This window comes from Amycolatopsis sp. NPDC005003, from assembly GCF_053600695.1.
Window position 1 is genome coordinate 91,539 of sequence record NZ_JBSGAI010000022.1, and the last position, 24,644, is coordinate 116,182.

A 24,644-nucleotide genomic window follows, 5' to 3' on the forward strand; every position below is an offset into this window, starting at 1 on the left:
GCACGCATCCGCGACGCCCGTGCCAGGCTGTTCATCGTGCGCACGCCGATCGTCACCGTCCTGCTGCTGGCCGCCGCGCTCGGCGGCTGTGCCGGCGCCCAGGAACAAGACCAGGAGCAACCGGCCGGCCCGGAACGGCTCACCGTCCAGGTCGTCGAGACCCTCCCGCACGATCCCGCCGCCTTCACCGAAGGCCTCGAATTCGCCGGTGACACGCTGTACGAGAGCACCGGGCTGGCCGGTAAGTCGACGCTCACCGCGGGCCCGCCCGGCGGCCCGCCCCGGACCACCGCCACGCTGCCGTCGCCGCTGTTCGGCGAGGGCGTCACCGTCGTCGGGCCGACGCTGTGGCAGCTCACCTGGCAGGACGGCTTCGCCATCGAACGCGACACCGCCACCCTCGCCGAGCTCCGGCGTGTCCCCTTCCAGGGTGAAGGCTGGGGCCTGTGCCACCAGGCCGACGGCCGCCTCGTCATGAGCAACGGTTCCTCGCGCCTCACCTTCCGGGACCCGAAGACCTTCGCCGTCACCGGCGGTGTCGACGTCGGCCGTGACCAGCTCAACGAACTCGAATGCGTGGGCGGGGACGTCTACGCAAACGTTTGGCACACCGACACCGTCCTGCGGATCGAGGCCGCCACCGGACGCGTGACCGGCACGATCGACGCAGGTCAGCTCCGCGCGAAAGTGAACGCGACCGGCGCCGAAGACGTGCTGAACGGTATCGCCGCCGTCCCGGGCACCGGCGATTTCCTGCTCACCGGGAAGCAGTGGCCGGTCACGTTCCGGGTGAGGTTCGTCCCGGCTCCGGCGTGAAAGCACGGATGAGCAGGCGGAACCGGCCCCCGGTAAGGCAGGATTGACACGTGGCACTCTTCGGCTCCCGTTCCGACGGCACCCCGCCGGGTCAGCCGCGCGGCCGGAAGTCCAAGCGGCGCTGGACCCCGGAACCGGGCGCCGGCCAGGCCAGGTCCTGGCGGGACGCCGCCGCGCCGCGCGCCGAGCACGGCAGCCCGCCGCCGCCCACCCGCGTCCAGCGGCCCGTCCCGCCGCGCGCCGGGTTCCACGACGGCCGCGTGCCGAACGCCGACGAGGCACCCACCGCGGCCGCGCCGACCGGCCACCGGCCACCACCGCCGCGCGGGGCCCGGCCGTACGACCCGAACCGCACCGAGCCGGTGCGCCGCGAGCCGCCCCGCGGGGGCTTCTACCAGGGGCAACGCCACCCCGGCAGCGGCGAGTACGAGCACTACGACACCGGTGGCTACGCGGGCGAGCCCCGCCCGCCGGAGCAGCCGCCGCCCCCGCCGCCGCGGGAGGAACCGCGGACGCCGGGCGGCACGCCGAAACTGCCGAAGAAGATCACCGTCACGCGGGTGGCGGCGATGCGCAGCCGCCAGCTGACCGGCCAGGCCGTCGACGCCTTCCAGCGCGCGACGAAGGCGGACGGCGCCGAAAAGTCCGGCCTCACCTCGCTGACCTACGCCGTGATGCTGAACTACGCCAGCGACGCGGCGATGGCGATCGCGCTGGCCAACACCCTGTTCTTCGCCGCGACCAGCGGCGAGAGCAAGGGCAAGGTGGCGCTGTACCTGCTCATCACGATCGCGCCGTTCGCGCTGGTCGCGCCGGTGATCGGGCCGGCGCTCGACAAGGTGCAGCGCGGCAGGCGGCTGGCGATGTGCGCGTCCTCGATCGGCCAGGGCCTGATGGCCGTCGTGATGGCGCTGCACTTCGACGACTGGCTGCTCTACCCGGCGGCGCTCGGGATGATGGTGCTGTCGAAGTCGTTCACCGTGCTCAAGGCCGCGGTGACGCCCCGGGTGCTGCCGTCGGAGATCACGCTCTCCAAGACGAACGCCCGGCTGACCACGTTCGGCCTGGTCGCCGCGGGCGTGTTCGGCGCGCTGGCCAGCGGCGTCAACGCCATCGCCGGTTCGGCGGGCGCGCTGTGGTTCACGGCGCTGATCTGCGTCGCCGCGGCCGTGCAGTCGATGCGGATCCCGGCCTGGGTGGAGGCGACCGAGGGTGAAGTCCCGACGTCGCTTTCGGCCCACCCCAAGGAGAAGAAACGGCGCCAGCCGATGGGGCGCCACATCGTCGTCGCGCTCTGGGGCAACGGCTCGGTGCGCGTGCTCACCGGCTTCCTCATGATGTTCGCCGCGTTCGCGGTCAAGGCGCAGACCGAGGGCAGCGGGCAGACGCCGTTCATGCAGCTGCTGCTGCTCGGCGTGATCGGCGCCGCGGCGGGCGCCGGTGGCTTCCTCGGCAACGCGCTGGGCTCGCGCCTGCACTTCGGGAGCCCCGACCAGGTGATCGTCGGGTGCGTGGCGGGCTGCGTGCTCGCCGCGCTGGTCGCGACGGTCCTGCCCGGCCTGGCCACGGCCGCGATCGTCGGCCTGATCGGCGCGACGGCCAGCGCGCTGGCCAAGATCAGCCTCGACGCCGTCATCCAGGAGGACCTGCCCGAGGAGTCGCGCGCGTCGGCGTTCGGCCGCTCGGAAACCGTGCTGCAGCTCGCCTGGTGCCTCGGCGGCGCGATCGGCCTGCTGCTGCCGCCGACGTACTGGATCGGCTTCCTGGTGATCACGGTCCTGCTGGCGGTCGGCCTGACCCAGACGCACCTGGTGCGCCGCGGCGGCTCGCTCGTGCCGGGCCTCGGCGGCGACCGGCCGCTGCGCCCCGAGCCGACCGGCAGCTTCCCGGCCCAGGGCCTGCCCCGGGACCCGACGGCCCGCCGGTAGGCTCCCGGCCATGCGACGTTCCCGGGTGGTGGCCCTGCTTGCGGCCGGTGGGTTCGCGGTGGCCGGCTGCTCGGCACCCGGCCCGGCCGAGGTCACCTTCTACGCCGACGGCCACACCATCAACACCACGCCGGTGCTCACGTGCGACTACACGCAGAAGCTCGCGCAGCCGTGCAGCGCCAAGGGCTCGACGCAGACGCTGAAGGTCCGCCCGGGCAAGCCCGTGCAGATCTCGGTGCCCGGCGAAGTCGCGGACTCGCCGTGGCAGATCGTCTACGAGTACGTCACCCCGCAGGGCGAGTTCAAGCAGAGCGACCCGATCCCGTTCACGTCGCTGGACCGCTACGCCTACACGGTCACGCCGCCGACGCCCGCCGACCGAATTTCGGCGGTGGACGTGCAGAAGTACACGGCCGTGCTCAACGCCGACACCGGCGAGTCGGGCCTGCTGCCCAGCGACGTCTGGGGCCTGCGGCTGGAAGCTTAGGGATCGATGTCCCGGGCGACCGCGCGCATGATTTCGGCGATCTGCTTGGTGTGCTTGCGGTCCGGGTAGCGGTTGCGCCGCAGGTCCGGCTGCACCTTCAGCTCGAGCAGCTTGATCATGTCCTCGATCAGGCCGTGCAGTTCCTCGGCCGGGCGGCGGCGCGCCTCGGCGACGGACGGCGGCGGGTCGAGCAGCCGGACGGAGAGCGCTTGCGGCCCGCGGCGGCCGTCGGCGACGCCGAACTCCAGCCGCTGTCCCGCCTTGAGCCCCTCGACGCCCTGCGGCAGCGCGGCCTTGCGAATGTAGACGTCGGCGCCACCGTCCTGCGTGACGAACCCGAACCCCTTCTCCGCGTCGTACCACTTGACCTTGCCGGTCGGCACTTCCCTCACCAGTCTTTCTGCTGTCCGCTCACGACGAACGCGCCCGGGGCGTACCCAGGGCGCGCTGGGTAAAGGGTATCTCGCCACAGGCCCTGGGGAGAAGTCGATACCGGCGGATACCCTCATACGTCATGAAGAGCACGACGAAGGAGGCCGGCGTGGCCGCTCCCGGCAAACCGTTCCTGATGCGCGTCGGCATCGGGCTTTTCGGCCTCGGCATGCTCGCCGTGCTGGCGGTGTTCATCATGTTCGCCGCCGGCCTGGAGAACCTGCCGATCTGGCTTTCGGTCGCCGCCGGGGTCGTCACGCCGCTGGGCCTGCTGCTCGGCTTGATCGCCCTGGTGATCGAGGCCCGCGCCAAGAAAGCGGACTAAGGCACCACGCTCCCCGCGAACGTCTTCTCGAACCACTCCGGGAACTCCGTCAGCGACTCGAACACCACCTCCGCTCCTTCGCTCAGCAGGAGCGCGCGATCGCACGGCCCGGTGGTGACGCCGACCGCGATCGCGTTGGCCGCCAGGGCACCCCGGACATCGCCCGCGTGATCTCCGACATACACCCGGGCGTCGTGGGCGAGGAGCGCCTCGGCCTTCTGCGTCGACCACAGCTCGCCGATGACTTCGTCGACCTCCAGGCCGAGCGCGTCCACGTGCAGCTGCGCGTTGGGCCCGTACTTCCCGGTGACGACCAGCGTGCGCCCGCCCGCGGCGTGCACCGCGCGGAGTGACTCGACCGCGCCGGGCAGCGCGACCGTGCTCGGCACGACCACTTCCGGGTACATCGCGCGGAACCGGTCGACGAGCCCCGGGATGCGTTCCTCGGGCGCCTCGAAGCCGCGCAGGATGTCGTCGAGCGGCGGGCCGAGGTTGGCCGCGAACGCGTCGCCGTCCAGCGGCAGCCCGGATTCGACGCCCAGCGCGTTCATCGCCGCGGCCATGCCCGGCCGGGCGTCGATCAGTGTCATGTCGAGGTCGAACCCCACGGTGATGCCCACGATCACCACGGTAACCGCCACCACCGACAGTTTTACGCGCGAACCGAACGTGTACAGCACCTTGACAGCAGAGTGATCTGTGTCAAGGTGAGAGTGTGACCAGCTTCACCGAGCGGACGAAGGCGTCCCTGCGGGAGGCGCTGCTCGACGCCGCCGCCGACCTGCTGCCGGACCGCGGCCACGCGGGCCTGCGGATGGTGGACGTCGCCGCGAAGGCCGGCGTGAGCAGGCAGACGGTCTACAACGAGTTCGGGAACAAGGCGGCGTTGACCCAGGCGGTGGCGCTGCGCACCGCGTCGGAGTTCCTCGACGGGATCCGGCAGCGGTTCGAAACGGCGGACGGGCTCCTGGCGGGCATCCACCACGCCGTCGTCTACACGATCGAGCACGCGCGGGAGAACCGCCTGGTCGCGGCGGCGCTCGGCACCGAAGCCGGCGAGGACCTGCTGCCGCTGCTCACGACGAAGGGCGAGCCGATCCTCACCGCGGCCGCCGACCTCGCCGCCGAGCAGTACCGGGAGTTCGAACCCGGGCTGTCCGCCGAAGCCGCGGCCCTGCTCGCCGAGACCGTCGTCCGGCTTTCCCTTTCGCACCTGGTGCTTCCCACGCACTCGGCGACCGAAGCGGCCGACGCCGTCACCGCCGTCATGGCACCCGCCATCCGCCAATTCATCCACTGAATCCTCTATCGGAGTGAAAAGATGACCGACACGCTGCCGGAGCTGCGGACCGGATTTTCCTCGCTGCGCAAGGGCGGGCTGAACTGGGACTCGTTCCCGCTGCGGCTGTTCGTCAAGGGCAACAAGAAGTTCTGGAACCCGGCCGACATCGACTTCGGCCGCGAACGCGAAGGCTGGGACAAGCTCAACCCCGAGCAGCAGCGCAGTGCGACGTACCTGGTCGCGCAGTTCATCGCCGGCGAGGAGGCCGTCACCGAGGACATCCAGCCCTTCATGCGGGCGATGTCGGCGACCGGCCGGTTCGGCGACGAGATGTACCTGACGCAGTTCTGCTTCGAGGAAGCCAAGCACACCGAGGTGTTCCGGCGCTGGATGGACGCCGTCGGGCTGACCGGGGACCTGCACCCGTTCGTCGCCGAAAACCCGCACTACCGCAAGCTGTTCTACGAAGAACTACCGCAGTCGCTGCGGGCGCTGGAGGACGATCCCAGCCCGCTCAACCAGATCCGGGCGAGCGTCACGTACAACCACGTCATCGAAGGCAGCCTCGCGCTGACCGGCTACTACTCGTGGCAGCTGATCTGCACCCAGCACGACATCCTGCCGGGCATGCAGGAGCTGGTCCGCCGCATCGGCGACGACGAGCGCCGCCACATGGCCTGGGGCACGTTCACCTGCCGGCGGCACGTCGCCGCGGACGACTCGCTGTGGGACGCGGTGCAGCAGCGGATGGGCGAACTGCTGCCGCACGCGCTCAACATGATCCAGTGGGTGCAGGACCAGTTCGAGGAGATCCCCTTCGACAACGACCCGCAGGAGATCATCCAGTACGCGGCGGACCGCGCCCAGCGCCGGCTGGGGGCGATCGAGTCGGCGCGCGGGATGCCGGTGGAGCAGATCGACGTCGACTACTCGCCGGAGCAGCTGGAGGAGACCTTCGGCGAGGAAGACGCGAAGGCGATCGCGGAGGCCGCCGCGGCGGTGGCCTGACGCGGATGCGGGGCGCCTCGGCAAAGGCGCCCCGCACCGCCGCTCACCAGTCCCAGGACAGAATGATCATGGCCGGCCTCCCTTCGCGGAATCGCGAAGGGCCAACGCCCGGACGGCCCGCGCGGTTTAGGCGTGCTTCGTCGCGGCCGCCTGCTCCAGGCCCAGCAGGCTGATCGACTTCTCGCGCATCTCGACCTTGCGGACCTTCCCGGTCACCGTCATCGGGAACTCCTCGACGACGTGGACGTACCGCGGGATCTTGTAGTGCGCCAGCTTGCCGCTGCAGAACTCGCGCACCTTCTCCGCCGTCAGCGGTTCCGCTCCCTCGCGCATCCGGACCCAGACCATCAGCTCTTCGCCGTACTTCTCGTCGGGGACGCCGATCACCTGCGCGTCGAGGATGTCCGGGTGCGTGTACAGGAACTCCTCGATCTCGCGCGGGTACAGGTTTTCGCCACCGCGGATGACCATGTCCTTGATGCGGCCGGTGATGTTGACGTAGCCGTCGGCGTCCATCACCGCCAGGTCGCCGGTGTGCATCCAGCGGGCCGCGTCGATCGCCTCGGCCGTCTTGTCCGGCTGTTCCCAGTACCCGAGCATCACCGAATACCCGCGCGTGCACAGCTCGCCCGGCTCGCCGCGCGGGACGGTCAGGCCGGTTTCGGGGTCGACGACCTTGACCTCCAGGTGCGGCCCGACCCGCCCGACCGTCGACACGCGGCGCTCGATCGAGTCGTCGGACCGGGTCTGCGTGGACACCGGGGACGTCTCGGTCATGCCGTAGCAGATGGACACCTCCGCCATCCCCATCCGGTCGATGACCTGCTTCATCACCTCGACCGGGCACGGCGAGCCGGCCATGATCCCGGTGCGCAGCGACGTCAGGTCGAACTCGCCGAAGTCCGGGTGGTTGAGCTCGGCGATGAACATGGTCGGCACGCCGTAGAGCGACGTGCACCGCTCGGCCGCGACCGCTTCGAGGGTGGCTTTCGGGTCGAACGCGGGTGCCGGGATGACCATGCAGGCGCCGTGGCTGGTGCAGGCCAGGTTGCCCATCACCATGCCGAAGCAGTGGTAGAAGGGCACCGGGATGCACACCTTGTCCGCTTCGGTGTAGTTGCACAGCTCGCCGACGAAGTAGCCGTTGTTCAGGATGTTGTGGTGGGACAGCGTGGCGCCCTTCGGGAAGCCCGTGGTCCCGGACGTGTACTGGATGTTGATGGGGTCGTCGGCCGACAGCCCGGCCTGCAGGTGCGCCAGCTGCGCCGGGTCACCGTCGCGGCCGGCGTCCAGCAGCGCGTCCCAGTCCTCGCCGCCGAGGATGACGACCTGTTCGAGCGCCGCGCACTTCTCGCGCACCTCCTCGGCCATCGCGGGGTAGTCGGACGTCTTGAACTTGTCCGACGCCACCAGCAGCCGGATCCCGGCCTGGTTGAGGACGTACTCGAGCTCGTGCGCGCGGTAGGCCGGGTTGATGTTGACCAGGACGGCGCCGATCTTCGCCGTCGCGTACTGGAGGAACGTCCATTCCGCCCGGTTCGGCGACCAGATCCCGACCCGGTCGCCCTTGCCGATGCCCTGCGCGACCAGCCCCAGCGCCAGCGCGGACACCTCGGCGGCCAGCTCCCGGTAGGTCCACCGACGGCCGGCGGCCCGGTCGACGAGGGCGTCCCGCTCCCCGAACGCGGCCACCGTCCGGTCGAAGTTGTCGCCGATGGTGTCGCCGAGCAGCGGGACCTCCGAGGTCCCCGAGGCGTAGCTCGGCAGGGCGGGCGCGTCAGGCATGGTGCCTCCTGAAGTCGACGGTGACCCCGCCGAGTCTAGGAAGCGCTTGCCTGGTCAGCCAGCACTTGGCTCCGGGTACCGATTCGGCTCGCCTGCCGGGCGTTCGTCGGCTGGACATCCGACGGGTTCCGCTACGCTCGGGACCGTGCCGGAGGAATTCTCGCTGGGTTTGACGGAGGTCACCGCGGCGGTCCGGCGCACGGGCCTCCCGGCGCACTGGCACCCGTTCGAGATCCCCAGCCCGGGCCACACACTGGAGGAACACGAGCGAATCCTGGCGGCGGCGTGGGACTCCATGAGGGCGCGCGGCCTTGCGGGGCCGGAGAAGCTGGACATCGAGGTGGAGCAGACGCTCCGGGCGTGGACCCAGCCGGAGGTCCTGATCATCGTCCGCGCGGCGGAGGTGGCGGACGGCCGCCAGGTGTTCTACCGAGCAACGATCGGCCACGGCTTGGGCGTCTTTTCGGAACTGGCGGGCGAGGAGATCCTGTTCGCGCAGGCGCGGCCGGACCGGCTGGTCGACATGGTGGTCGGCATGCTGCCGAGCTATCGGCCGGTGCCGCTGGCGGAGCTGGCCTTCGTCGCCCCAGGCACCTCCGAGGACACCGACGCAGCGGCGGAGTTCTCGTCGTGGCCGCTGCACCGCTACGGCACGTTCGAGCTGTCAGCCCGGCGAGGCCAGGGCGCACTTCACCCAATCGGCTCAGCCATGTTCATCGACAACGACGGCGGCCGATTTTTGATGTTCAACGAGCCCCTACCGGGCCACCAGACCCGGCTGCGGTTCACCCCTTCGGATGGTTCTCACCTGCGGAGCTGGCTCCACGATGGTGGCCGGAACCACTGACGCCGCCGGTTCGTCACTAGTACAGTGCGGAGGGACCACGCAGGGTGGTCCCTGGACGACGGGGAGGGCGTCATGGGCGGTTCACAGTTCGGCGCACCGGGGTCGTTCACACCACCCGCGGCGGGAGACGCCGGAGCGAACTTCCTGTCTGGCCTGCTCGACGGACCGGCGGACTCGGAAGCGGCCCAGCGGGTCAGCGAGGGCGGTCACCACCTGAAGTCCCTCGCCGAGAGCGGCCAGTTCGCGGTGAACGAAGAGGGCTTCCAGGCGTACATGAAGGCCTGCGACTTCTTCCTCGACGGTTACAACCGGATGATCGTCGATGTTCGGGAGCTGGCAGCCCAGGCGAAGATGGGCGGCAGCGAATACGCCAAGGCCGTCGCCGCATTCAATGTGCAGGTTGCCGACGGGGACGAGCAGTCATTGATCCCCAATCTGATCCGGATGCGTGACGGAGTTCAGCAAGCGCGCGAAGCAATGGTGATCGCGCGCAAGAACTACCGCGAAACAGAGGATGCCCACAGCATGACGTTCAGTCAGCTCAGCAAGGGGCTGCAGGAGCAGTGACCGCCCGACGCGCCGCGGCCGTGACAGCCACGTTGGCCTTCGCCTTGACCGCCTGCACGAGTCAAGTCGGTGGCCAGGCAACACCCAGTTCGCAGGCACCCGGCTCGACCGTTCCCGGCACGGGTAGTTCAACCGCCGACACCGGAAACCCGTTCTCGGGCATCAGCTCTTGCTCAATCCTCGATCAGGCGCTCGCCGGCCAAGGCTTCCCCAAGGCTGAGCCATTGGTCGCAAACCCGAAAGAGGGATGCCGAACCACCAAACCCACGTCCGGCGACACACCCGGCGTGGACGTGGGACTTTCTTTGAACCCTGGCCGGGGCTACAAGGAGAACGTCGGCAACCCCAGCCAGGCGAGTGAAGGAAACGTCAACGGGCGTCCGGCGGTCATGGAACGCGAGCCGGAAAACTCACCCGGACAGTGTGACGTGTGGTTGGAAGTGAAACCCAACTCTCGCGCCTTCGTCCTGCTTGCCTCGGGCTCGGACACCGCCAAGGCCTGCCAGCTGGTCGAAGACATCGCCGCAAAGGTCGAACCGCTACTGCCGAAGAACTGAGACGGAGTCCAGCCATGAGTCAACCGCACCGGGCGCAGCATCGCCAGTCCGAGGGTGACTACTACGCGGCCACCGAACAGAAGCTTCAGGGCAACACCGACGCACAGAAGTTGACTCAGAAAGCCGCGTCGGATTATTCGGTCGCGCAGGGGAAGCTCCTGCAGGACGGCCAGAACCTGCGCGGCGACTCGCCGGCGCCGGGCGAGAACTACGCGAACAGCCCGCACGAAGTGCTCTACGACATGGTCCACAAGGATCTCGACATCGAGGGCATCAACGACCGCAGCCGCGTGGCCAATGTCTATGGCAACTGGCTGGCCGACGCCTCCAACCAGTTCCGCGATGCGGCGACGGCGGCCGGTGGCTCCTGGCAGGGTCCCGCGGCCGAGCAGGCGAACACCTTCTTCCAGAGCACCGCCGGCCACACCGAGCAGACCGGCAACGCCATGCAGCTGGTCTCCAATCACTACTCCCAGCAGTCAGCCGCCGCTCACTACGCCAAGACCAACATGCCCGAGCCCACCGGCTTCGACCAGCAAGCCGAGATGGACAAGGCTCGGCAGCAGTACGAATCCGGCAACCTCATCGGCATGAACACGACGATGGTCGGCATCCAGGCCAAGCAGCAGCAGGCCGATGCCGCTCATCAGCAGGCCGTTCAGGTTCTCCAGAACCTCGACTCCACCTACCACGAGACCGCCAGCACCCAGCCCACCTACACCCCGCCTCCCCAGCTGGGGCAAGGGGATTCCACCTCGGCCAGCGGGTTCCACGGCACCAGCAGCGCCGGCTTCACCGGCACTCCCACCATCGGCGGCACCGGGCCGGGGATCGGGCCGGGCACCGGTCCCGGCGGCACCACCGGGACCTTCGTACCCGGCGGGCCGGGAGGCACCGGCCCCAACCCGCCCGGCACCACGCCGCCGAACTTCGTGCCTCCGGGCACCAGTAGCGGGACCGGTACCTTCGGTGGCAACACCAACTTCCGCTCCGCCCCCGCCGCGAGCAGCTTCGGGCGCGTCACCCCCGACGGCCTCGCCATGCCCGGGACCACCGCCGGCGGCTCACCGAACAGCGGGGACACCCTCCGGAACAAAGGCGTCGGGCGGGCCGGCTCCGGGTTCGCCGGGTCGCGGGTGTCCGGCAGCGCGGGCGGCGCCGGGGCCACGCCGAAGGAAACCGCGGGCCAAGGCGGCAAGACCGGCAGCAAGCCAGGCGAACGGCTCGAGCGCGGAGCGACCGCGGCCGCCGCGGCCAAGGGCAAAGCCGGCAGCAACGCCGGCGCCGCCGGGACCGGTGCCGGCAAAAAGAAGGAAGACGACAAAGAACACAAGAACAAGTACGCCGTCGACGAAGCGGTCTTCGATCTCAAGACCGAACGCGGGCCCGATGGGGAAAAGGTCGTGAAGCCGACCATCGGGGAGACCACCTAAGGGACAGACCCGAGGGAAGCCGGGAAAACCACGGCTACATTGGTGACATGCGCTTCTTCATCGTCGACGCCTTCACCGATCGCGCCTTCACCGGGAACTCCGCCGGGGTCGTCCTGCTGGACGAGCCCGCCGATCCCGCCTGGATGCAGGCCGTCGCCGCCGAGATGAAGCACGCCGAGACCGCCTTCGTCGTCACCGGAACAGGCGGAACATCAGGCCCCAAGTCGCTCCGGTGGTTCACCCCCGCCGTCGAGGTCGCCCTCTGCGGACACGCCACCCTCGCCGTAACCCACGTCCTCGGCGGCGAACAGACCTACGCCACCAAAAGCGGTGAACTGCGGGCCACCGCGAACGACGGCTGGGTCGAGCTGGACTTCCCCTCCGACCCGCCGCACCCCACCGACGACGACCTGTCCGGAATCCTCCCCGGCGTCGACATCGAGTACACCGGGCGCGGCGTCGAGAACCTTTTCGCCGTCGTAAGCGACAGCCAGACCGTGCGGGCCCTCGAACCGGACCTCGGGAAGCTCAAGGACACCTGGACCGGGCGACTCCTGGTGACCGCACAAGGCGACGGAACAGACTACGTGAGCCGCTTCTTCGCCCCCGGCGTCGGCATCGACGAGGACCCCGTCACGGGCTCCGCGCACTGCATCCTCTCGCCCTACTGGTCCGAGCGGCTCGGCAGGAAAGAACTCACCGGCGAACAGGCCTCGGCACGCGGCGGCATCGTCCGGACCCGCCAGGACGGCGACCGCGTCCACCTCGCCGGCCAGGCCGTCACCGTCCTCAGCGGGGAGCTGCACGTCTGATGCGCGTCCTGCTGAACATCATCTGGCTCGTCCTGTGCGGCTTCTGGATGGCCGTCGGCTACCTGGTCGCCGGGGTGATCTGCTGCATCCTGATCGTCACCATCCCGTTCGGGCTGGCGTCGTTCCGGATCGCGCGCTACGCGTTCTGGCCCTTCGGCCGCACGGTCGTCGACCGGCGGGACGCGGGCGCCGCCTCGTGCGTCGGCAACGTCGTGTGGTTCGTGTTCGCCGGGTGGTGGCTCGCGCTCGGCCACGTCTTCACCGGCGTCGCGCTCTGCCTCACGATCATCGGGATCCCGCTCGGCATCGCGAACTTCAAGCTGATCCCGGTGTCACTCGTGCCGCTCGGCAAGGAGATCGTCGAGATTCCCTAGGACTCCGGCGAGAACGGCAGCTCGACCACCAGGCACGGCCCGCCGACGAAGAGGCCGCCGTCGACGCCGAGGGCCTTGCCGCCCGCGTACAGGAACGGGCCCTCGATCTGCGTCGGGTGGATGCCCAGCTGGTCGGCGATGACGCTGTGGCCGTGCACGATCCGCGAGCCGCCGAGCAGGTCCATCAGTTTCTGCGCGTTTTCCTCGCCGTCCGGGCCGCGGAAGGCGTAGCGCGTCGTCATGCGGCGCCAGACGTCCCACCACGCCTCGATGTCGCTGCCCTCGAGGATCTCGCGAGCCGCCTCGTTGATCTCGTCGATCGACGAGCCCCAGTCGAGGTACTCCAGCGTGTCCGAGTGCAGCAGCAGGTGGTCGGCGGCGACGGCGGCCAGCGGGCGCGCGGTCAGCCACTCGATGTGCTCCGGGGTCAGCCGGTCCTGGTCCGACAGCAGGCCGCCGTTGATCTCCCAGCTGCGGGCGAAGCTGCGCGGGCCGAAGTCGGACGGCACCGGCTCGTCGCCGAAGTGGTACATCCCCAGCGCGAGGATCTCGTGGTTGCCCAGCAACGTCTGGACCTGGCCGCCGGCGTCGGCCGCCTGCTCTTCGAGCCGCATGACCAGGTCGATCGCGCCGACGCCGTCCGGGCCGCGGTCGACGAAGTCGCCGAGGAACCACAGCCGGCCCTCGCCGCCGGACCAGTTGTCCTCTTCGTCGACCAGGCCCTCGGCTCTCAGGGCGTCGGCGAGTTCGTCACGGTGGCCGTGGACGTCACCGACCACATACGTGGACTTGCTCATCCGGTGACGATAAGCCCTGCTTCCGGTGTGGCGTAGGTCAGCCTTCTCCGAACGGGTCCAGGGTCCGCCCGATCAGGTCAGCGACCGAGTCGATCACCATCGTCGGCCGGTACGGATAGCGTTCGGCCGACTCCGGGGTGGATATGCCGGTGAGCACCAGGATGGTCTGCAGCCCGGCCTCGATGCCCGAGTGCACGTCGGTGTCCATCCGGTCGCCGATCATCAGCGTCGACTCCGAGTGCGCGCCGAGCCGCCGCAGCGCCGAGCGCATCATCAGCGGGTTCGGCTTGCCGACGTAGTACGGCGAGCGCCCGGTGGCCTTCTCGATCAGCGCCGCGACGGACCCGGTGGCCGGCATCGAGCCCTCCAGGCTGGGGCCGGTCGCGTCCGGGTTCGTCGCGATGAACTTCGCGCCGCCCTCGATCAGCCGGATCGCGCGCGTGATGGCGCTGAAGCTGTACGTGCGGGTCTCGCCCAGCACGACGTAGTCGGGGTCGCGCTCGGTCAGCACGTAGCCGACCTCGTGCAGCGCCGTCGTTAGGCCCGCTTCGCCGATGACGTACGCCGAGCCGTTCGGCCGCTGCGACGAGAGGAACTTCGCGGTCGCCAAGGCCGAGGTCCAGATCGACTCCTCGGGGATGTCGAGCCCGGTGCGCTCCAGCCGCGCCCGCAGGTCGCGCGGGGTGTAGATCGAGTTGTTGGTCAGCACCAGGAAGTCGATGCCGTTCGCCTTCAGCTCGGCGAGGAACTCGTCGGCCCCCGGGACGAGGTGCTCCTCCTTCACCAGGACGCCGTCCATGTCGGAGAGGTACGTCCACCGGCGTTCGCTCATGGTCCGGAACCTATCACGCGCGCGAGACACCTGCGTGATACGGAGAAAAGGGCTACAGTTGGAATTGCCGTTACCGCGAGGGGAGTCGCGCTACCGGTCACCGAGGGGGTTCGGGGGAATACTTTTCGACGTCGGCGCCGTGCACGTCGCGGCGCAATTCTTCCTGCCCCCGCACCGAAGGGGGAGAACCATGACCGAAATCATCGAACGCCCGGTGACGTCCGGGCCGATCACCGCACCGAACTGGGGACTCACCAAGTTCCTCGACCCACTCCGCATTCCACCCGTGCACCGGCCACGCGGCCGGGAAACGATCACCATCCCGATGATCGAAAAGCGGCAGCGGCTGCACTCGGAATTGCCCGAAAGTACGTTGTGGACGTACGCGGGCCATTTCCCGGGTCCGACGATCGAAGTGCGCAGCGGCCGGCAGCTGCGGATTTCGTGGTCGAACGAAATCGACGGCGAGTTCCCGCTCGTGGCCGTTCAGGGCCCGCTCACCGACGCGCCCACCAGCCGGCCGGGCCGCGAACTGGACAAGCCGGGCTACTCGATCGTCGAGGGCGTCGCCGACCTGCCGGCGTGGACGGTCGTCCACCTCCACGGCGCACGCACCAACGCCGGTAACGACGGCTGGGCGCACAACGCGGGCCTGAAGGGGACGTCCCAGCTGGCCGAGTACCAGAACCGCCAGCAGGCGATGCCGCTCTGGTACCACGACCACGCCATGGCGATCACGCGCTTCAACGTCCACACGGGCCTCGCGGGGATGTACCTGATCCGCGACGACGAGGAGGACGCGCTCGGCCTGCCGCACGGCGACCGCGAGATCCCGCTGATCATCACCGACCGGAACCTGGACCTCGACCCGGCGACGGGCGCGCTCACCGGGCAGCTGCTCTTCAAGTTCCCGGTGATCCCGAACGGCCCGGCGATCCCGTTCTCGGGCCCGTTCACCCTGGTCAACGGCGTGATCTGGCCGCACCTGGACGTCGACGCGCGGTGGTACCGCTTCCGCGTGCTCAACGCGGCCAACTCGCGGTTCTACACGCTCGACCTGGTCGACGAAAACAACGTGCCGGTCAACGACGCCGTCCGCCTGATCGGCACCGACGGCGGCCTGCTGCCCGCGCCGGCCCCGCTGCCGAACGGCGGGCTGACCGTCGCCCCAGCCGAGCGCTTCGACGTCCTCATCGACTTCAGCCGCTTCAAGGGGCAGAAGCTCAAGCTGCGCAACGCCGATCCGCGGCTCGGCGTGATCGAGCCGGACCTGATGGAGTTCCGGGTGGACGGCCGGACCAAGCACGACCCGTTCACGCTGCCGGAGAAGATCTCGACGTCCTACGTCCGGCTGCGGCACGGCACGACGCTGCCGGAAGACCACGACCACGTCTGGGTCGCGCTGCTGCTCAACAAGGCGGGCCACCCGGAGATGTGGGACCTCGAGCAGGTCGAGGCGGACCCGGGCGGCGAGGGGATCATCCAGGTCCAGGACCCGAACGGCGGCCTGAAGACGTTCCGGATGATCGGCCGGATCTTCGACGACACCACCGGGATCTTCATCGACCACGACCGGTGGGCGGTGTGGAACATCCTGCACGTGGCGAACGGCGGGCCGTCGCACCCGATCCACATCCACCTGACGGAGTTCCAGGCGCTGTTCCGGCGGCGCTTCACGACGACGTTCGACCAGGCCGCGGAGCGGACGACGGCCCCGATCGACGGGTTCACCGACGTCCCGCTGGAGAAGTACGAGGAGGGCTGGAAGGACACGATCATCGTGAACCCCGGCCAGTGGGTGAGCGTCGCCGGGCAGTTCGGCGGTGGCACCGGCGAGTTCATGTACCACTGCCACATCCTCGACCACGAGGACGAGGGCATGATGCGGCCGTTCGTCGTGCACCCGCCGGCGGTGGCGAAGTTCCACGTCCACCCGGGCGGCGGCCACCACCACGACGACGCAGCCTGATCCCGCCGGCTAGGAGGCCGCGGCCGGGTGGATCGCCACGGTCGCGGCCTTCACCGACAGCGTCACCGCGGAGCCGGGCTCCAGCGCGAGCTCGGCGACCGCGGCCGGGGTGAGGTCGGCGGTGAGGCCGTGGGCCCAGCCGTCGCCCTCGGCCCGGATCCGGATCACCGGGCCGTGCGGCTCCAGGGCCGCGACGACGCCGTCGGCCGTGTTGCGGGGGCTCCCGTGGTGGTCGCCGTCGTGCGGGTAGACGGCGACGGCATTCGGCGAAAACACCGCCACCGCGGGCTCCCCGGGCACCACGTCGGCGGCCGGGATGCCCGCCACCACCGAACCGGACGCCGTCCGCAGCCCTTCGGCCACCGCGGTCCCCGCCACGAGGTTGAGGCCGGCGATCCGCGCGGTGAACGCCGTCCGCGGCGCCGAAAGCACTTCACGGGTCGGGCCGCGTTCGACCACCCGGCCCTCGTTCAGCACCGCGACGTGGTCGGCGAGCGCGAGCGCGTCCAGCGGGTCGTGCGTGACGAGCACGGTCGTCGGCCCGGTCTTGAGGACCCGGCGCAGCAGGCCGCGGATCGCCGGTGCGGCGTCGACGTCGAGGGCGGCGAAGGGCTCGTCGAGCAGCAGGAGGTCCGGTTCGGCGGCCAGTGCCCTGGCGATCGCGACGCGCTGGGCCTGGCCACCCGACAGCTGCCCCGGCCGCCGGTCGGCCAGCGGGACGGCGTCCACTTCGGCCAGCCAGTAGAAGGCGCGCTCCCGGGCGGCCCGGCGGCCGGCGCCGGTCGAGCGCGGCGAGAAGGCGACGTTGTCCGCCGCGGAGAGGTGCGGGAAGAGCAGGGCGTCCTGGGAGAGCAGCCCGATCCCCCGGCGGTGTGGCGCGACGCCGGCCAGCGCGCGGCCGGCGACGGTGATCTCCGCCGACGCCGGCGTGATCAGCCCCGCGAGGCAGCCCAGGACCGTCGACTTCCCGGAGCCGTTCGGGCCGAGCAGGGCCAGCACGTGCCCAGTGGGGACGTCGAGCTCGACGTCCAGCGAGAACGAACCGCGCACGGCGGTGATCCGGGCGGCGAGGCTCACCGGAGGCCGCCTTCCCACGAGCGCGGCCGCGCGACGGCGATCACGACCACCGCCACGACGATGAGCAGCAACGAGAGCGCGACCGCGCTGTCGATGTCCACTTCGGCCTGCGTGTAGACCTCCAGCGGCAGCGTGCGGGTGACGTCTTCGAGGCTGCCGGCGAAGGTGATCGTGGCGCCGAACTCCCCGAGCGCGCGGGCGAAACTGAGGACGACGCCGGAGCCGAGGGCGGGCAGCAGCAGCGGCAGCGTGACGCGGCGGAACACGGTCCACGGGCGCGCGCCGAGCGTCGCGGCGACCTGCTCGTAGCGGTCGCCGGAGCCGCGCAGCGCGCCTTCGAGGCTGACCACCAGGAACGGCATCGCGACGAACGTCTGCGCGATGACCACGGCGGCCGTGGTGAACGGGACGGACTCCCCGGTCAGCGCGGTGATCAAGGCGCCGAGGAAGCCCTTGCGGCCGAGCAGGTAGAGCAGCGCGAGGCCGCCGACGACCGGCGGCAGCACCAGCGGCAGCAGCACGATCGAGCGCAGCACCCGGACCCCGCGGAAGCGGGCCCGCGCGAGCACGACGGCCAGCGGCACACCGAGCAGCACACAGGCCAGCGTGGACAGCGCGGCCGTGATCAGCGACAGCCGCAGCGCGTGCCACGACGACGGCGTGCCGATCAGCGACGGCAGCCGCGTCAGGTCCGAGCGCACCAGCAGCCCGACGACCGGGAGGACGACGAGCGCCAGCGCGAGGGCGGCCGGGATGCCCAGCACCCACGGGACGCGCGAACGGCCGGCCGGGACGGATCCCGGCCGGCCGTTCGGGGAACGCTTACTGCGCAGGACCGAACCCGGCCTTCGTCAGCTCGGTCTTGCCCTCGGCGCCGAGGACGAAGTCGTCGAACTCCTTGGCCAGCGCGCTCTGCCCGCCCTTGACCACGGCGATCGGGTAGCTGTTGATCGCCTGGGCCGCCTCCGGGAAGTCGACCTTGGCGACCTTGCCCGCGGCCGACGTCGTGTCGGTGACGTAGACCAGACCCGCGTCGGCGTCACCGGAGGCGACCTTGTTCAGCACCTGCTTGACGTCCTGCTCTTCGCTCTTCGGCTTGAGCGTGACGCCGGTCGCCGTCTCGGCCTTCTTGGCCGCCGCACCGCACGGCACCTGCGGGGCGCAGGTGATCACGGTCAGGCCGGGCTTGTTCAGGTCGGCGAAGGACTTGATCCCCTTGGGGTTGCCCGGCGCGACCGCGATGGCGAGCTTGTTGGTCGCGAAGACCGCCGGCTGCCCGTCGACCACGCCGCCCTGGACGGCCTTGTCCATGGTGGCCTGGTCGGCCGAGGCGAAGACGTCGGCCTTGGCGCCGTTGGTCAGCTGCTGGACCAGGCCGGACGAGCCCGCGAAGCTGAACTTCACGGTGGTGCCCGGGTGCTTGGCCTCGAACGCCTTGCCGAGCGCGGTGAACGACTCGGTGAGCGACGCGGCGGCGAACACGGTCAGCGTGCCGCCACCCGAGTTCGCGGCCCCCTTGGGCGCGGGCGCGGTGACCGACGCGCCGGGCTTCGTGCTGGGCTCGTCCGAGCTGCTGCACGCGCCCGCGAACAGGGCAACGGTGGCCACGGCGAGAACAAGCTTCTTCATCGACTTCCTTCCGGTGTTTCCACCACCACAGTGGTCGCTTTGACCACCGCAACCGCGAGCACCCCCGGGCGCAGGCCCAGCTCGCGGACGGCTTCCGTACTCATCAGGGACACCACGCGGTGCGCCCCGCACTGCAGTTCCACCTGGGCCATCACCTTGTCGGCGATCACCTCGGTGACCAGCCCCACGAACCTATTGCGGGCGGACCGGCCGACCGTGGACGGGTCGTCGGGCGCGGCGGCCTGCGCGCGGGCGAACCCGGCGAGCTGGGCGCCGTCGACGACCTTGCGGCCGGCGGCGTCGTCGGTGGCGGTCAGCTGCCCCGCCCGCACCCACCTCCGGACGGTGTCGTCGCTGACCCCGAGCAGGCGCGCGGCCTCGGACAACCGAAATTGCGGCATGCCGCAGACATTATCTCCGCAGGTGAGGAAAAGCTATGCGGGGCGCGAATTCCCCATGACCTCGGCGCGCAGCTCGTCGAGCATGACATTCTGATAACGCTCGATCACTTTTCGCTCCGCCGGGGAGAACTGCGCGAGCAGGTCCCGAAGGGTGCCGAAGGCCGACTCGAAGAGCGGGGCGAAGCGCTCGGCCGCCCCCGGCACCACCTCGACGAGGACCTTGCGCCGGTCCTCGGGGTCGCGCACGCGGCGGACCAGGCCGACCTTCTCCAGCCGGTCGATGACCCCGGTGACCGCACCGGTGGACAGGCCGGTCAGCCCGGCGATCCGGCCCGCCGTGAGCGGCCCACCTGCCTGGATGACGAGGTCGAACGTCTTGTGATCGGTGCCGGACAGGCCCATCCGCTCGGCGATCCGGGCGTGCCGCAGGACGGTGAACGTGCTGCCCTGCCGGCCCAATTCCGCGAAGCGGAAGAGTTCCTCTTCGGTGACCGGGTAAGTCTTTTCCGCCACAGGCCCTCGTTAGTTCGGCTCCTGAACCACTCACTGCGCAAAGTATCCCAAGGGGCGTTCCGAGAGCTACCCTGGGCGCAATGACAGCAGTGGATCTCGGGTTTCCTCGCGTCCCCGGCACACGAGGGTCATCTCGCGTGCCCCGGCCCGAGAACCCGCATCTCATCGACACCTTCGGCCGGGTGGCCACCGATCTGCGGGTTTCCCTGACGGACCGGTGCAACCTGCGCTGCACCTACTGCATGCCCGCCGAGGGCCTCGACTGGATGCCCGGCGAGCAGGTGCTGACCGACGACGAGCTGGTCCGGCTGATGCGGATCGCCGTCGAAATGCTGGGCGTCACCGACATCCGGCTCACCGGCGGGGAACCGCTGCTGCGGCCGGGCCTCGAGGACCTCGTCGCGCAGATCACGGCACTCTCGCCGCGGCCCCGGTTGTCCATGACCACCAACGGCATCGGGCTCGCCAAGCGCGCGGCCGGGCTCGCGGCCGCCGGGCTGAACCGGATCAACGTCTCGCTCGACACCGTCGACCCCGAGCTGTTCAAGACCATCACCCGGCGAGACCGGCTCTCCCACGTGCTCGCGGGCCTCGCGGCGGCGCGGGACGCCGGGATGGCGCCGGTGAAGGTCAACGCCGTGCTGATCCGCGGGCTCAACGAGACCGAAGCCGTGCCGCTGCTGAAGTTCTGCCTCGACGAGGGCTACCACCTGCGGTTCATCGAACAGATGCCGCTGGACGCCCAGCACGGCTGGAACCGCGGCGAGATGATCACCGCGGCCGAGATCCTTTCGATGCTGGCGACGTCGTTCGAGCTGACGCCGGCCTCGGAGGCCCGCGGCGGCGCGCCGGCCGAGCGCTGGCTGGTCGACGGCGGGCCCGGCGACGTCGGCGTGATCGCGTCGGTGACCCGGCCGTTCTGCTCGGCCTGCGAGCGGACGAGGCTGACCGCCGACGGCGCGGTGCGCTCCTGCCTGTTCAGCAACGACGAGACGGATCTGCGGTCCCTCGTGCGCGCGGGCGCGCGCGATGAGGAGGTCGCGGACGCGTGGCGGGCCACGATGTGGGGCAAGCTCGCCGGGCACGAGATCAACGACGCCGGGTTCGCGCAGCCGATCCGGCCGATGAGCGCGATCGGCGGTTGAGGTGGCGACGGTGACCATCGTGGTGCGGTACTTCGCTTCGGCGCGGGCCGCGGCGGGCGTGGACGAGGAGAAGGTGCAGCTGCCGGCCGGGGCGTCGGTCGCCGACGCGGCCGCCGAGCTGGCCCGCCTGCACCCGGCGGGCCTGCCGCGCCTGCTGGAGGCGGTCAGCTACCTGCTGGACGGCATCGCGGTCCGCGACCTGACCCGCACCCTCCGCGACGGCGCGGAGCTGGACGTCCTCCCGCCCTTCGCCGGCGGCTGACGGTCCCGAAGGGCCGGCCCGCGTACCTGGGCGGACGACACGGCGCCGACAGTCCACCGCGGCGTGTCGTCCAGCCAGGTACGCGTGGCGTCCGGAGCGGCAAGGCGTTGCTCCGTCCGGACCAGCGGGCGCGAGTTCGTTCTCCCTGTAAAACGGCTGCCGCTCGAGTCTCGCCGCCGACCACTCGGCGACGGGCGTTCCGGGCCCTCGGCGTGGCGCGTCACCGATTCCGGGTGTTCGCGCGAAGCTGATCCCGCACGGTCGCCATCCTTCCGGTGACCTGTTTCACCTGGTCCGTCGCCCTGTGTCGGGGTCGGCGGGCCGAGCCGGCGGCCACCGGCGCTCCGACCGGGTCGGGAAACCGCACGAACGGGTGGGACTACTGTGACTCCTGGGGCAACTGATGCAGGATTGTCAAGTCTGGCGCCATCCCCGCGAGGCCCATAAGATGCGCGCTTCAATCGCGATCCGGAGGGCGCGAATGGCCCATTCGCTGCCCGAAACACGTGATGCAAGCCTCACGATCCGTGTTTTATCTCGGCAAGGAAACGGCCAGATAACGGCCCCCTGACCTGCACAAACAGGCATATCGACCGGGGTTGCGTGCCGTTACTGTGACGTAGGTCACGCCCCGAATAATTTCCGATCACGGCCATCGTTACGTACCGTCGCTTTTCGGTTGGCCCCGACCGACCGACGCAAGACCGGGAATCCGAAGCGCCTAGCCCTGTCCGACGGATCCCCGGACCCATACCCCGAGCGAAAGCATTTCCGGACAGGGACGAGGGGACGACGAAGACGCGGCGTGCGTCGGACTCGTCTGCCGGCCTGGGATGGCCGGCGCCAGGACCCCGATCCTGACCCGCACACCGGTTCGTAGGCGCTGGGAAACCGAGAAGCATCCAAATGTCTTACCGAGGCAAGCACCGCAAGATGTCCGCTGCCACCCGCACCGTCGCTCGCGTCGCCATCGCGGGCATTGCGGTCGGCGCTCCCCTCGCGATCGCCGCGACCCCCGCGTCGGCGACCAACTGGGACGCCATCGCGCAGTGCGAGAGCAGCGGCAACTGGAACACGAACACCGGCAACGGCTACTACGGCGGCCTGCAGTTCTCGCAGAGCACCTGGAAGGCCTACGGCGGTACCGGCAGCGCGGCGAACGCTTCCCGCGAGGAGCAGATCGCCGTGGCCGAGCGCGTCCTGCAGGGTCAGGGCATCGGCGCGTGGCCGGTCTGTGGCAAGAAGGGCGGCGGCTCGTCGGCCCCCAAGGCCAGCGGCAACACCACCAAGAAGGTGACCCCGAAGAAGAGCACGACCGCGCCCGCCCCGAAGAAGGCGGCGGCGCCGGCCCCGGCGGCCGCCCCCGCGGCGACCGGCGTGAGCAGCTCCAACCCGGCCGGTGACTACACCGTCGTGGCGGGCGACACCCTGTCCAAGATCGCCAAGCAGTTCAACGTCCAGGGCGGCTACCAGAAGCTGCAGGAGCTGAACGCGAAGTACATCCCGAACGCGGACCTGATCCTCGTCGGGCAGAAGATCGCCACCAAGTGACGATCTCGCAGTGATGCACGAGTCCGGCCTCGAGCCGTGACCTGAAAGGGGCTCCCACCGCCGATCCCCCGGGCGGTGGGAGCCCTTCACGCGTTCCACGGCCCCGGAACTGTCGGCCCTCACCGGTAAGCTGGACACCGGGGGCCGGAGGCCACCCCAGCGGCCACAGAGCCGCCTCAACGTGGAAACAGCCGACGGCAGGCGCTCAGGGCGCGAGAGCGCCTCTCAGGGGCGCGTAATCCCGGTAACCGGACAACCCCACCCAAAGCGCCGTCAGCCCGCCTGCATGTTCCTCAAGCCGGGCCTGCCACCGCCGCCGCCCGGACCGGTTCGCCGCGGCCGGGTCGCGGCGTTCCGGATCACGGCGAGTTGACCCACTCGTCCGTGCCGTCGGTGAAGTGCTGGTGCTTCCAGACCGGCAGCCGCGCCTTGACCTCGTCCACGAGCTCCGAACACGCCGCGAACGCCTGCCCGCGGTGCTCCGCCGCCACGGCGCAGGCCAGCGCGACGTCGCCGATCGTCAGCGCGCCCACCCGGTGGCTCACGGCGACCGCGCGGACGCCGGACCAGCGCGCCGACAGGTCCGCGACGACGTCCGCGATCACCTGGCCGGCGCTCGGGTGGCCCTCGTACGTCAGGTCGCGGACGCCCTTGCCGCCGTCGTGGTCGCGGACCACCCCCGCGAACGTCACCACCGCGCCCGCCGCGTCGTCCTCGACCAGGCGGGCGTGCTCCTCGACCGACAGCGCCTCTTCGGTCACCAGTGCCCGCGCGACCCGGACCGCGGGCGCGGCGGCGGGGCGCGGGTGGTCGCCTCCGGCCAGCTGGTCGACAGCGTGCTCCAGGATTCCGTCCAGGACGCCGAGGCCGTCCTTGACGCCGCCGCTGGAGCCGGGGAGGTTCACGACCAGGGTCCGCCCGGCCACGCCCGCCACCCCGCGCGACAGCACCGCCGTCGGCACCTTCGGCAGGCCCGCCGCGCGGATCGCGTCGGCGACGCCCGGCAGCTCGCGGTCCAGCAGCGCGCGGGTGACGTCCGGGGTGCGGTCGGTCGGCGAGATGCCGGTGCCGCCGGTGGTGAGCACCACGGCGACGCCGTCGGCCAGCGCGGCCCGCAGCGCGACGCCCACCGGGTCGCCGTCCTCGACGACGACCGGCGCCGGCACGTCGTACCCGCGGTCCGCCAGCCAGGCGGCGATCACCGGGCCGGTCTTGTCCTCGTAGACGCCCTTCGCGGCGCGGTTGGACGCCACGATCACGCGCGCGCTGCGCTTCACGGCCGCTCCCAGGTTCCGGTCTTGCCGCCGTCCTTGCGGAGCAGGCGGACCTCGTCCAGCGTCGCCGCCGGGTCGACGGCCTTGATCATGTCGTGCAGCGTCAGCCCGGCGACGGCCACCGCGGTCAGCGCCTCCATCTCGACGCCGGTGACGTCGGTGGTCTTCGCCGTCGCGCGGATGCCGACCTCGGCCTCGCCGAGGGCGAACTCGACCTTCACCCCGGACAACGCGATCTGGTGGCACAGCGGGATCAGCTCGGGCACGCGCTTGGCGCCCATGATCCCGGCGATACGCGCGGTGGCGAGGGCGTCGCCCTTGGGCAGGCCGTCGGTGGCCAGCAGCCGGAGCACCTCGGCGGTGGTCCGCACGGTCCCGGCGGCGAGCGCGGTGCGCGCGGTGGCGGTCTTGCCGGAGACGTCGACCATCCGGGCGGCGCCGGTCTCGTCGACGTGGCTGAGTTCACTCACACGCCGAGGCTACTTCCGCGATCGGGTGATGCCGCGGCGGCCGGTCGTTCAGAACCCCGGATTCTGATAAT

The 24,644-nt window shown here is 70.5% G+C and carries 28 protein-coding genes; 16 read left to right on the forward strand and 12 right to left on the reverse strand.

Going from position 1 to position 24,644, the window contains the following annotated elements:
* Positions 1-36 precede the first annotated feature (36 nt).
* The 3 genes from ACWED2_RS24920 to ACWED2_RS24930 are packed head-to-tail and all read left to right on the forward strand — an operon-like array spanning position 37 to position 3,231.
* Positions 37-816 carry a glutaminyl-peptide cyclotransferase gene (locus tag ACWED2_RS24920; RefSeq protein WP_449692894.1) on the forward strand — a complete coding sequence of 260 codons (780 nt, stop codon included), beginning with the start codon at positions 37-39 and terminating at the stop codon, positions 814-816.
* A 50-nt stretch (positions 817-866) separates the two neighbouring features.
* Complete coding sequence (locus ACWED2_RS24925; protein WP_449692895.1) at positions 867-2,744, forward strand: MFS transporter; 1,878 nt, start codon at positions 867-869, stop codon at positions 2,742-2,744.
* A gap of 10 nt (positions 2,745-2,754) precedes the next feature.
* Positions 2,755-3,231, forward strand: a complete 477-nt coding sequence (locus tag ACWED2_RS24930) for a DUF2771 family protein (protein WP_449692896.1) — start codon at positions 2,755-2,757, stop codon at positions 3,229-3,231.
* On the opposite strand, the gene ACWED2_RS24935 is transcribed toward ACWED2_RS24930, so the two are convergent.
* Entirely contained in the window at positions 3,228-3,614 is a 387-nt protein-coding gene (locus ACWED2_RS24935; protein ID WP_013230216.1) for a cold-shock protein, read from the reverse strand. The two genes, ACWED2_RS24930 and ACWED2_RS24935, sit on opposite strands and share 4 nt — an antisense overlap.
* A gap of 131 nt (positions 3,615-3,745) precedes the next feature.
* Here ACWED2_RS24935 and ACWED2_RS24940 point away from each other — a divergent pair, with 131 nt between their 5' ends.
* Positions 3,746-3,988, forward strand: a complete 243-nt coding sequence (locus ACWED2_RS24940; protein ID WP_449692897.1) for a hypothetical protein — start codon at positions 3,746-3,748, stop codon at positions 3,986-3,988.
* Here the strand turns inward: ACWED2_RS24940 and ACWED2_RS24945 are convergent.
* Positions 3,985-4,608: an HAD family hydrolase gene (locus tag ACWED2_RS24945; protein ID WP_449692898.1), complete on the reverse strand. Its 624-nt coding sequence runs from the start codon at positions 4,606-4,608 to the stop codon at positions 3,985-3,987. The two genes, ACWED2_RS24940 and ACWED2_RS24945, sit on opposite strands and share 4 nt — an antisense overlap.
* A gap of 95 nt (positions 4,609-4,703) precedes the next feature.
* Here ACWED2_RS24945 and ACWED2_RS24950 point away from each other — a divergent pair, with 95 nt between their 5' ends.
* Both ACWED2_RS24950 and ACWED2_RS24955 read left to right on the forward strand, forming a co-directional pair.
* Positions 4,704-5,288: a TetR family transcriptional regulator gene (locus ACWED2_RS24950; RefSeq protein ID WP_449692899.1), complete on the forward strand. Its 585-nt coding sequence runs from the start codon at positions 4,704-4,706 to the stop codon at positions 5,286-5,288.
* Between the two features lie 21 nt (positions 5,289-5,309).
* Positions 5,310-6,278, forward strand: a complete 969-nt coding sequence (locus ACWED2_RS24955; protein ID WP_449692900.1) for a R2-like ligand-binding oxidase — start codon at positions 5,310-5,312, stop codon at positions 6,276-6,278.
* Between the two features lie 126 nt (positions 6,279-6,404).
* Here the strand turns inward: ACWED2_RS24955 and ACWED2_RS24960 are convergent, their stop codons facing one another.
* Complete coding sequence (locus tag ACWED2_RS24960) at positions 6,405-8,063, reverse strand: AMP-binding protein (protein ID WP_449692901.1); 1,659 nt, start codon at positions 8,061-8,063, stop codon at positions 6,405-6,407.
* Between the two features lie 145 nt (positions 8,064-8,208).
* Between ACWED2_RS24960 and ACWED2_RS24965 the strand changes: the two genes are divergently transcribed.
* The 6 genes from ACWED2_RS24965 to ACWED2_RS24990 all read left to right on the forward strand — a co-directional run bounded on the left by ACWED2_RS24965 (position 8,209) and on the right by ACWED2_RS24990 (position 12,653).
* Positions 8,209-8,910 (forward strand): ESX secretion-associated protein EspG, encoded by a 702-nt coding sequence (locus tag ACWED2_RS24965; protein ID WP_449692902.1) that lies wholly within the window; start codon positions 8,209-8,211, stop codon positions 8,908-8,910.
* A 72-nt stretch (positions 8,911-8,982) separates the two neighbouring features.
* Positions 8,983-9,477 carry a hypothetical protein gene (locus ACWED2_RS24970; RefSeq protein ID WP_449692903.1) on the forward strand — a complete coding sequence of 165 codons (495 nt, stop codon included), beginning with the start codon at positions 8,983-8,985 and terminating at the stop codon, positions 9,475-9,477.
* Entirely contained in the window at positions 9,474-10,034 is a 561-nt protein-coding gene (locus ACWED2_RS24975) for a DUF3558 family protein (RefSeq protein ID WP_449692904.1), read from the forward strand. The genes ACWED2_RS24970 and ACWED2_RS24975 overlap by 4 nt, the downstream gene beginning before the upstream one ends.
* Positions 10,035-10,048: 14 nt before the next feature.
* Complete coding sequence (locus ACWED2_RS24980; RefSeq protein WP_449692905.1) at positions 10,049-11,467, forward strand: hypothetical protein; 1,419 nt, start codon at positions 10,049-10,051, stop codon at positions 11,465-11,467.
* Positions 11,468-11,514: 47 nt separating this feature from the next.
* Entirely contained in the window at positions 11,515-12,279 is a 765-nt protein-coding gene (locus ACWED2_RS24985; RefSeq protein ID WP_449692906.1) for a PhzF family phenazine biosynthesis protein, read from the forward strand.
* A complete protein-coding gene (locus ACWED2_RS24990; RefSeq protein WP_449692907.1) occupies positions 12,279-12,653 on the forward strand; it encodes a YccF domain-containing protein in 375 nt (124 codons plus the stop codon). The genes ACWED2_RS24985 and ACWED2_RS24990 overlap by 1 nt, the downstream gene beginning before the upstream one ends.
* Here the strand turns inward: ACWED2_RS24990 and ACWED2_RS24995 are convergent.
* Together ACWED2_RS24995 and ACWED2_RS25000 are read right to left on the reverse strand one after the other, a co-directional pair.
* The gene (locus tag ACWED2_RS24995) at positions 12,650-13,450 is read right to left on the reverse strand and encodes a metallophosphoesterase family protein (RefSeq protein WP_449692908.1); all 801 of its coding nucleotides are present in this window, start codon (positions 13,448-13,450) and stop codon (positions 12,650-12,652) included. The two genes, ACWED2_RS24990 and ACWED2_RS24995, sit on opposite strands and share 4 nt — an antisense overlap.
* A 37-nt stretch (positions 13,451-13,487) precedes the next feature.
* Positions 13,488-14,282, reverse strand: a complete 795-nt coding sequence (locus ACWED2_RS25000) for an HAD-IIA family hydrolase (RefSeq protein ID WP_043776367.1) — start codon at positions 14,280-14,282, stop codon at positions 13,488-13,490.
* A gap of 190 nt (positions 14,283-14,472) precedes the next feature.
* Between ACWED2_RS25000 and ACWED2_RS25005 the strand changes: the two genes are divergently transcribed.
* A complete protein-coding gene (locus ACWED2_RS25005; protein ID WP_449692909.1) occupies positions 14,473-16,251 on the forward strand; it encodes a multicopper oxidase family protein in 1,779 nt (592 codons plus the stop codon).
* 9 nt (positions 16,252-16,260) lie between these two features.
* Here the strand turns inward: ACWED2_RS25005 and ACWED2_RS25010 are convergent, their stop codons facing one another.
* Genes ACWED2_RS25010 through ACWED2_RS25030 form a run of 5 tightly spaced genes read right to left on the reverse strand, consistent with a single transcriptional unit; the run spans position 16,261 to position 19,871 of the window.
* Positions 16,261-17,328: a sulfate/molybdate ABC transporter ATP-binding protein gene (locus ACWED2_RS25010; RefSeq protein ID WP_449692910.1), complete on the reverse strand. Its 1,068-nt coding sequence runs from the start codon at positions 17,326-17,328 to the stop codon at positions 16,261-16,263.
* Positions 17,325-18,092 (reverse strand): ABC transporter permease, encoded by a 768-nt coding sequence (locus ACWED2_RS25015; RefSeq protein WP_449692911.1) that lies wholly within the window; start codon positions 18,090-18,092, stop codon positions 17,325-17,327. The genes ACWED2_RS25010 and ACWED2_RS25015 overlap by 4 nt, the downstream gene beginning before the upstream one ends.
* 58 nt (positions 18,093-18,150) lie before the next feature.
* Positions 18,151-18,957, reverse strand: a complete 807-nt coding sequence (modA, locus tag ACWED2_RS25020; RefSeq protein ID WP_449692912.1) for a molybdate ABC transporter substrate-binding protein — start codon at positions 18,955-18,957, stop codon at positions 18,151-18,153.
* Complete coding sequence (locus tag ACWED2_RS25025) at positions 18,954-19,358, reverse strand: TOBE domain-containing protein (RefSeq protein ID WP_449692913.1); 405 nt, start codon at positions 19,356-19,358, stop codon at positions 18,954-18,956. Before ACWED2_RS25025 ends, modA begins: the two co-directional genes overlap by 4 nt.
* A 33-nt stretch (positions 19,359-19,391) precedes the next feature.
* The gene (locus ACWED2_RS25030; protein ID WP_449692914.1) at positions 19,392-19,871 is read right to left on the reverse strand and encodes a MarR family winged helix-turn-helix transcriptional regulator; all 480 of its coding nucleotides are present in this window, start codon (positions 19,869-19,871) and stop codon (positions 19,392-19,394) included.
* Positions 19,872-20,008: 137 nt separating this feature from the next.
* Between ACWED2_RS25030 and moaA the strand changes: the two genes are divergently transcribed.
* From moaA to ACWED2_RS25045, 3 genes are all read left to right on the forward strand, one after another.
* The gene (moaA, locus tag ACWED2_RS25035) at positions 20,009-21,016 is read left to right on the forward strand and encodes a GTP 3',8-cyclase MoaA (RefSeq protein ID WP_449692915.1); all 1,008 of its coding nucleotides are present in this window, start codon (positions 20,009-20,011) and stop codon (positions 21,014-21,016) included.
* Positions 21,017-21,026: 10 nt separating this feature from the next.
* A complete protein-coding gene (locus ACWED2_RS25040; protein WP_449692916.1) occupies positions 21,027-21,278 on the forward strand; it encodes a MoaD/ThiS family protein in 252 nt (83 codons plus the stop codon).
* 906 nt (positions 21,279-22,184) lie between these two features.
* Positions 22,185-22,829 (forward strand): transglycosylase family protein, encoded by a 645-nt coding sequence (locus ACWED2_RS25045; RefSeq protein WP_449692917.1) that lies wholly within the window; start codon positions 22,185-22,187, stop codon positions 22,827-22,829.
* A gap of 359 nt (positions 22,830-23,188) precedes the next feature.
* On the opposite strand, the gene ACWED2_RS25050 is transcribed toward ACWED2_RS25045, so the two are convergent.
* Entirely contained in the window at positions 23,189-24,106 is a 918-nt protein-coding gene (locus ACWED2_RS25050) for a molybdenum cofactor biosynthesis protein MoaE (RefSeq protein WP_449692918.1), read from the reverse strand.
* On the reverse strand, positions 24,103-24,573 hold the full coding sequence (gene moaC / locus ACWED2_RS25055) for a cyclic pyranopterin monophosphate synthase MoaC (RefSeq protein WP_091318516.1): 471 nt from the start codon (positions 24,571-24,573) through the stop codon (positions 24,103-24,105). The genes ACWED2_RS25050 and moaC overlap by 4 nt, the downstream gene beginning before the upstream one ends.
* Positions 24,574-24,644: the final 71 nt, after the last annotated feature.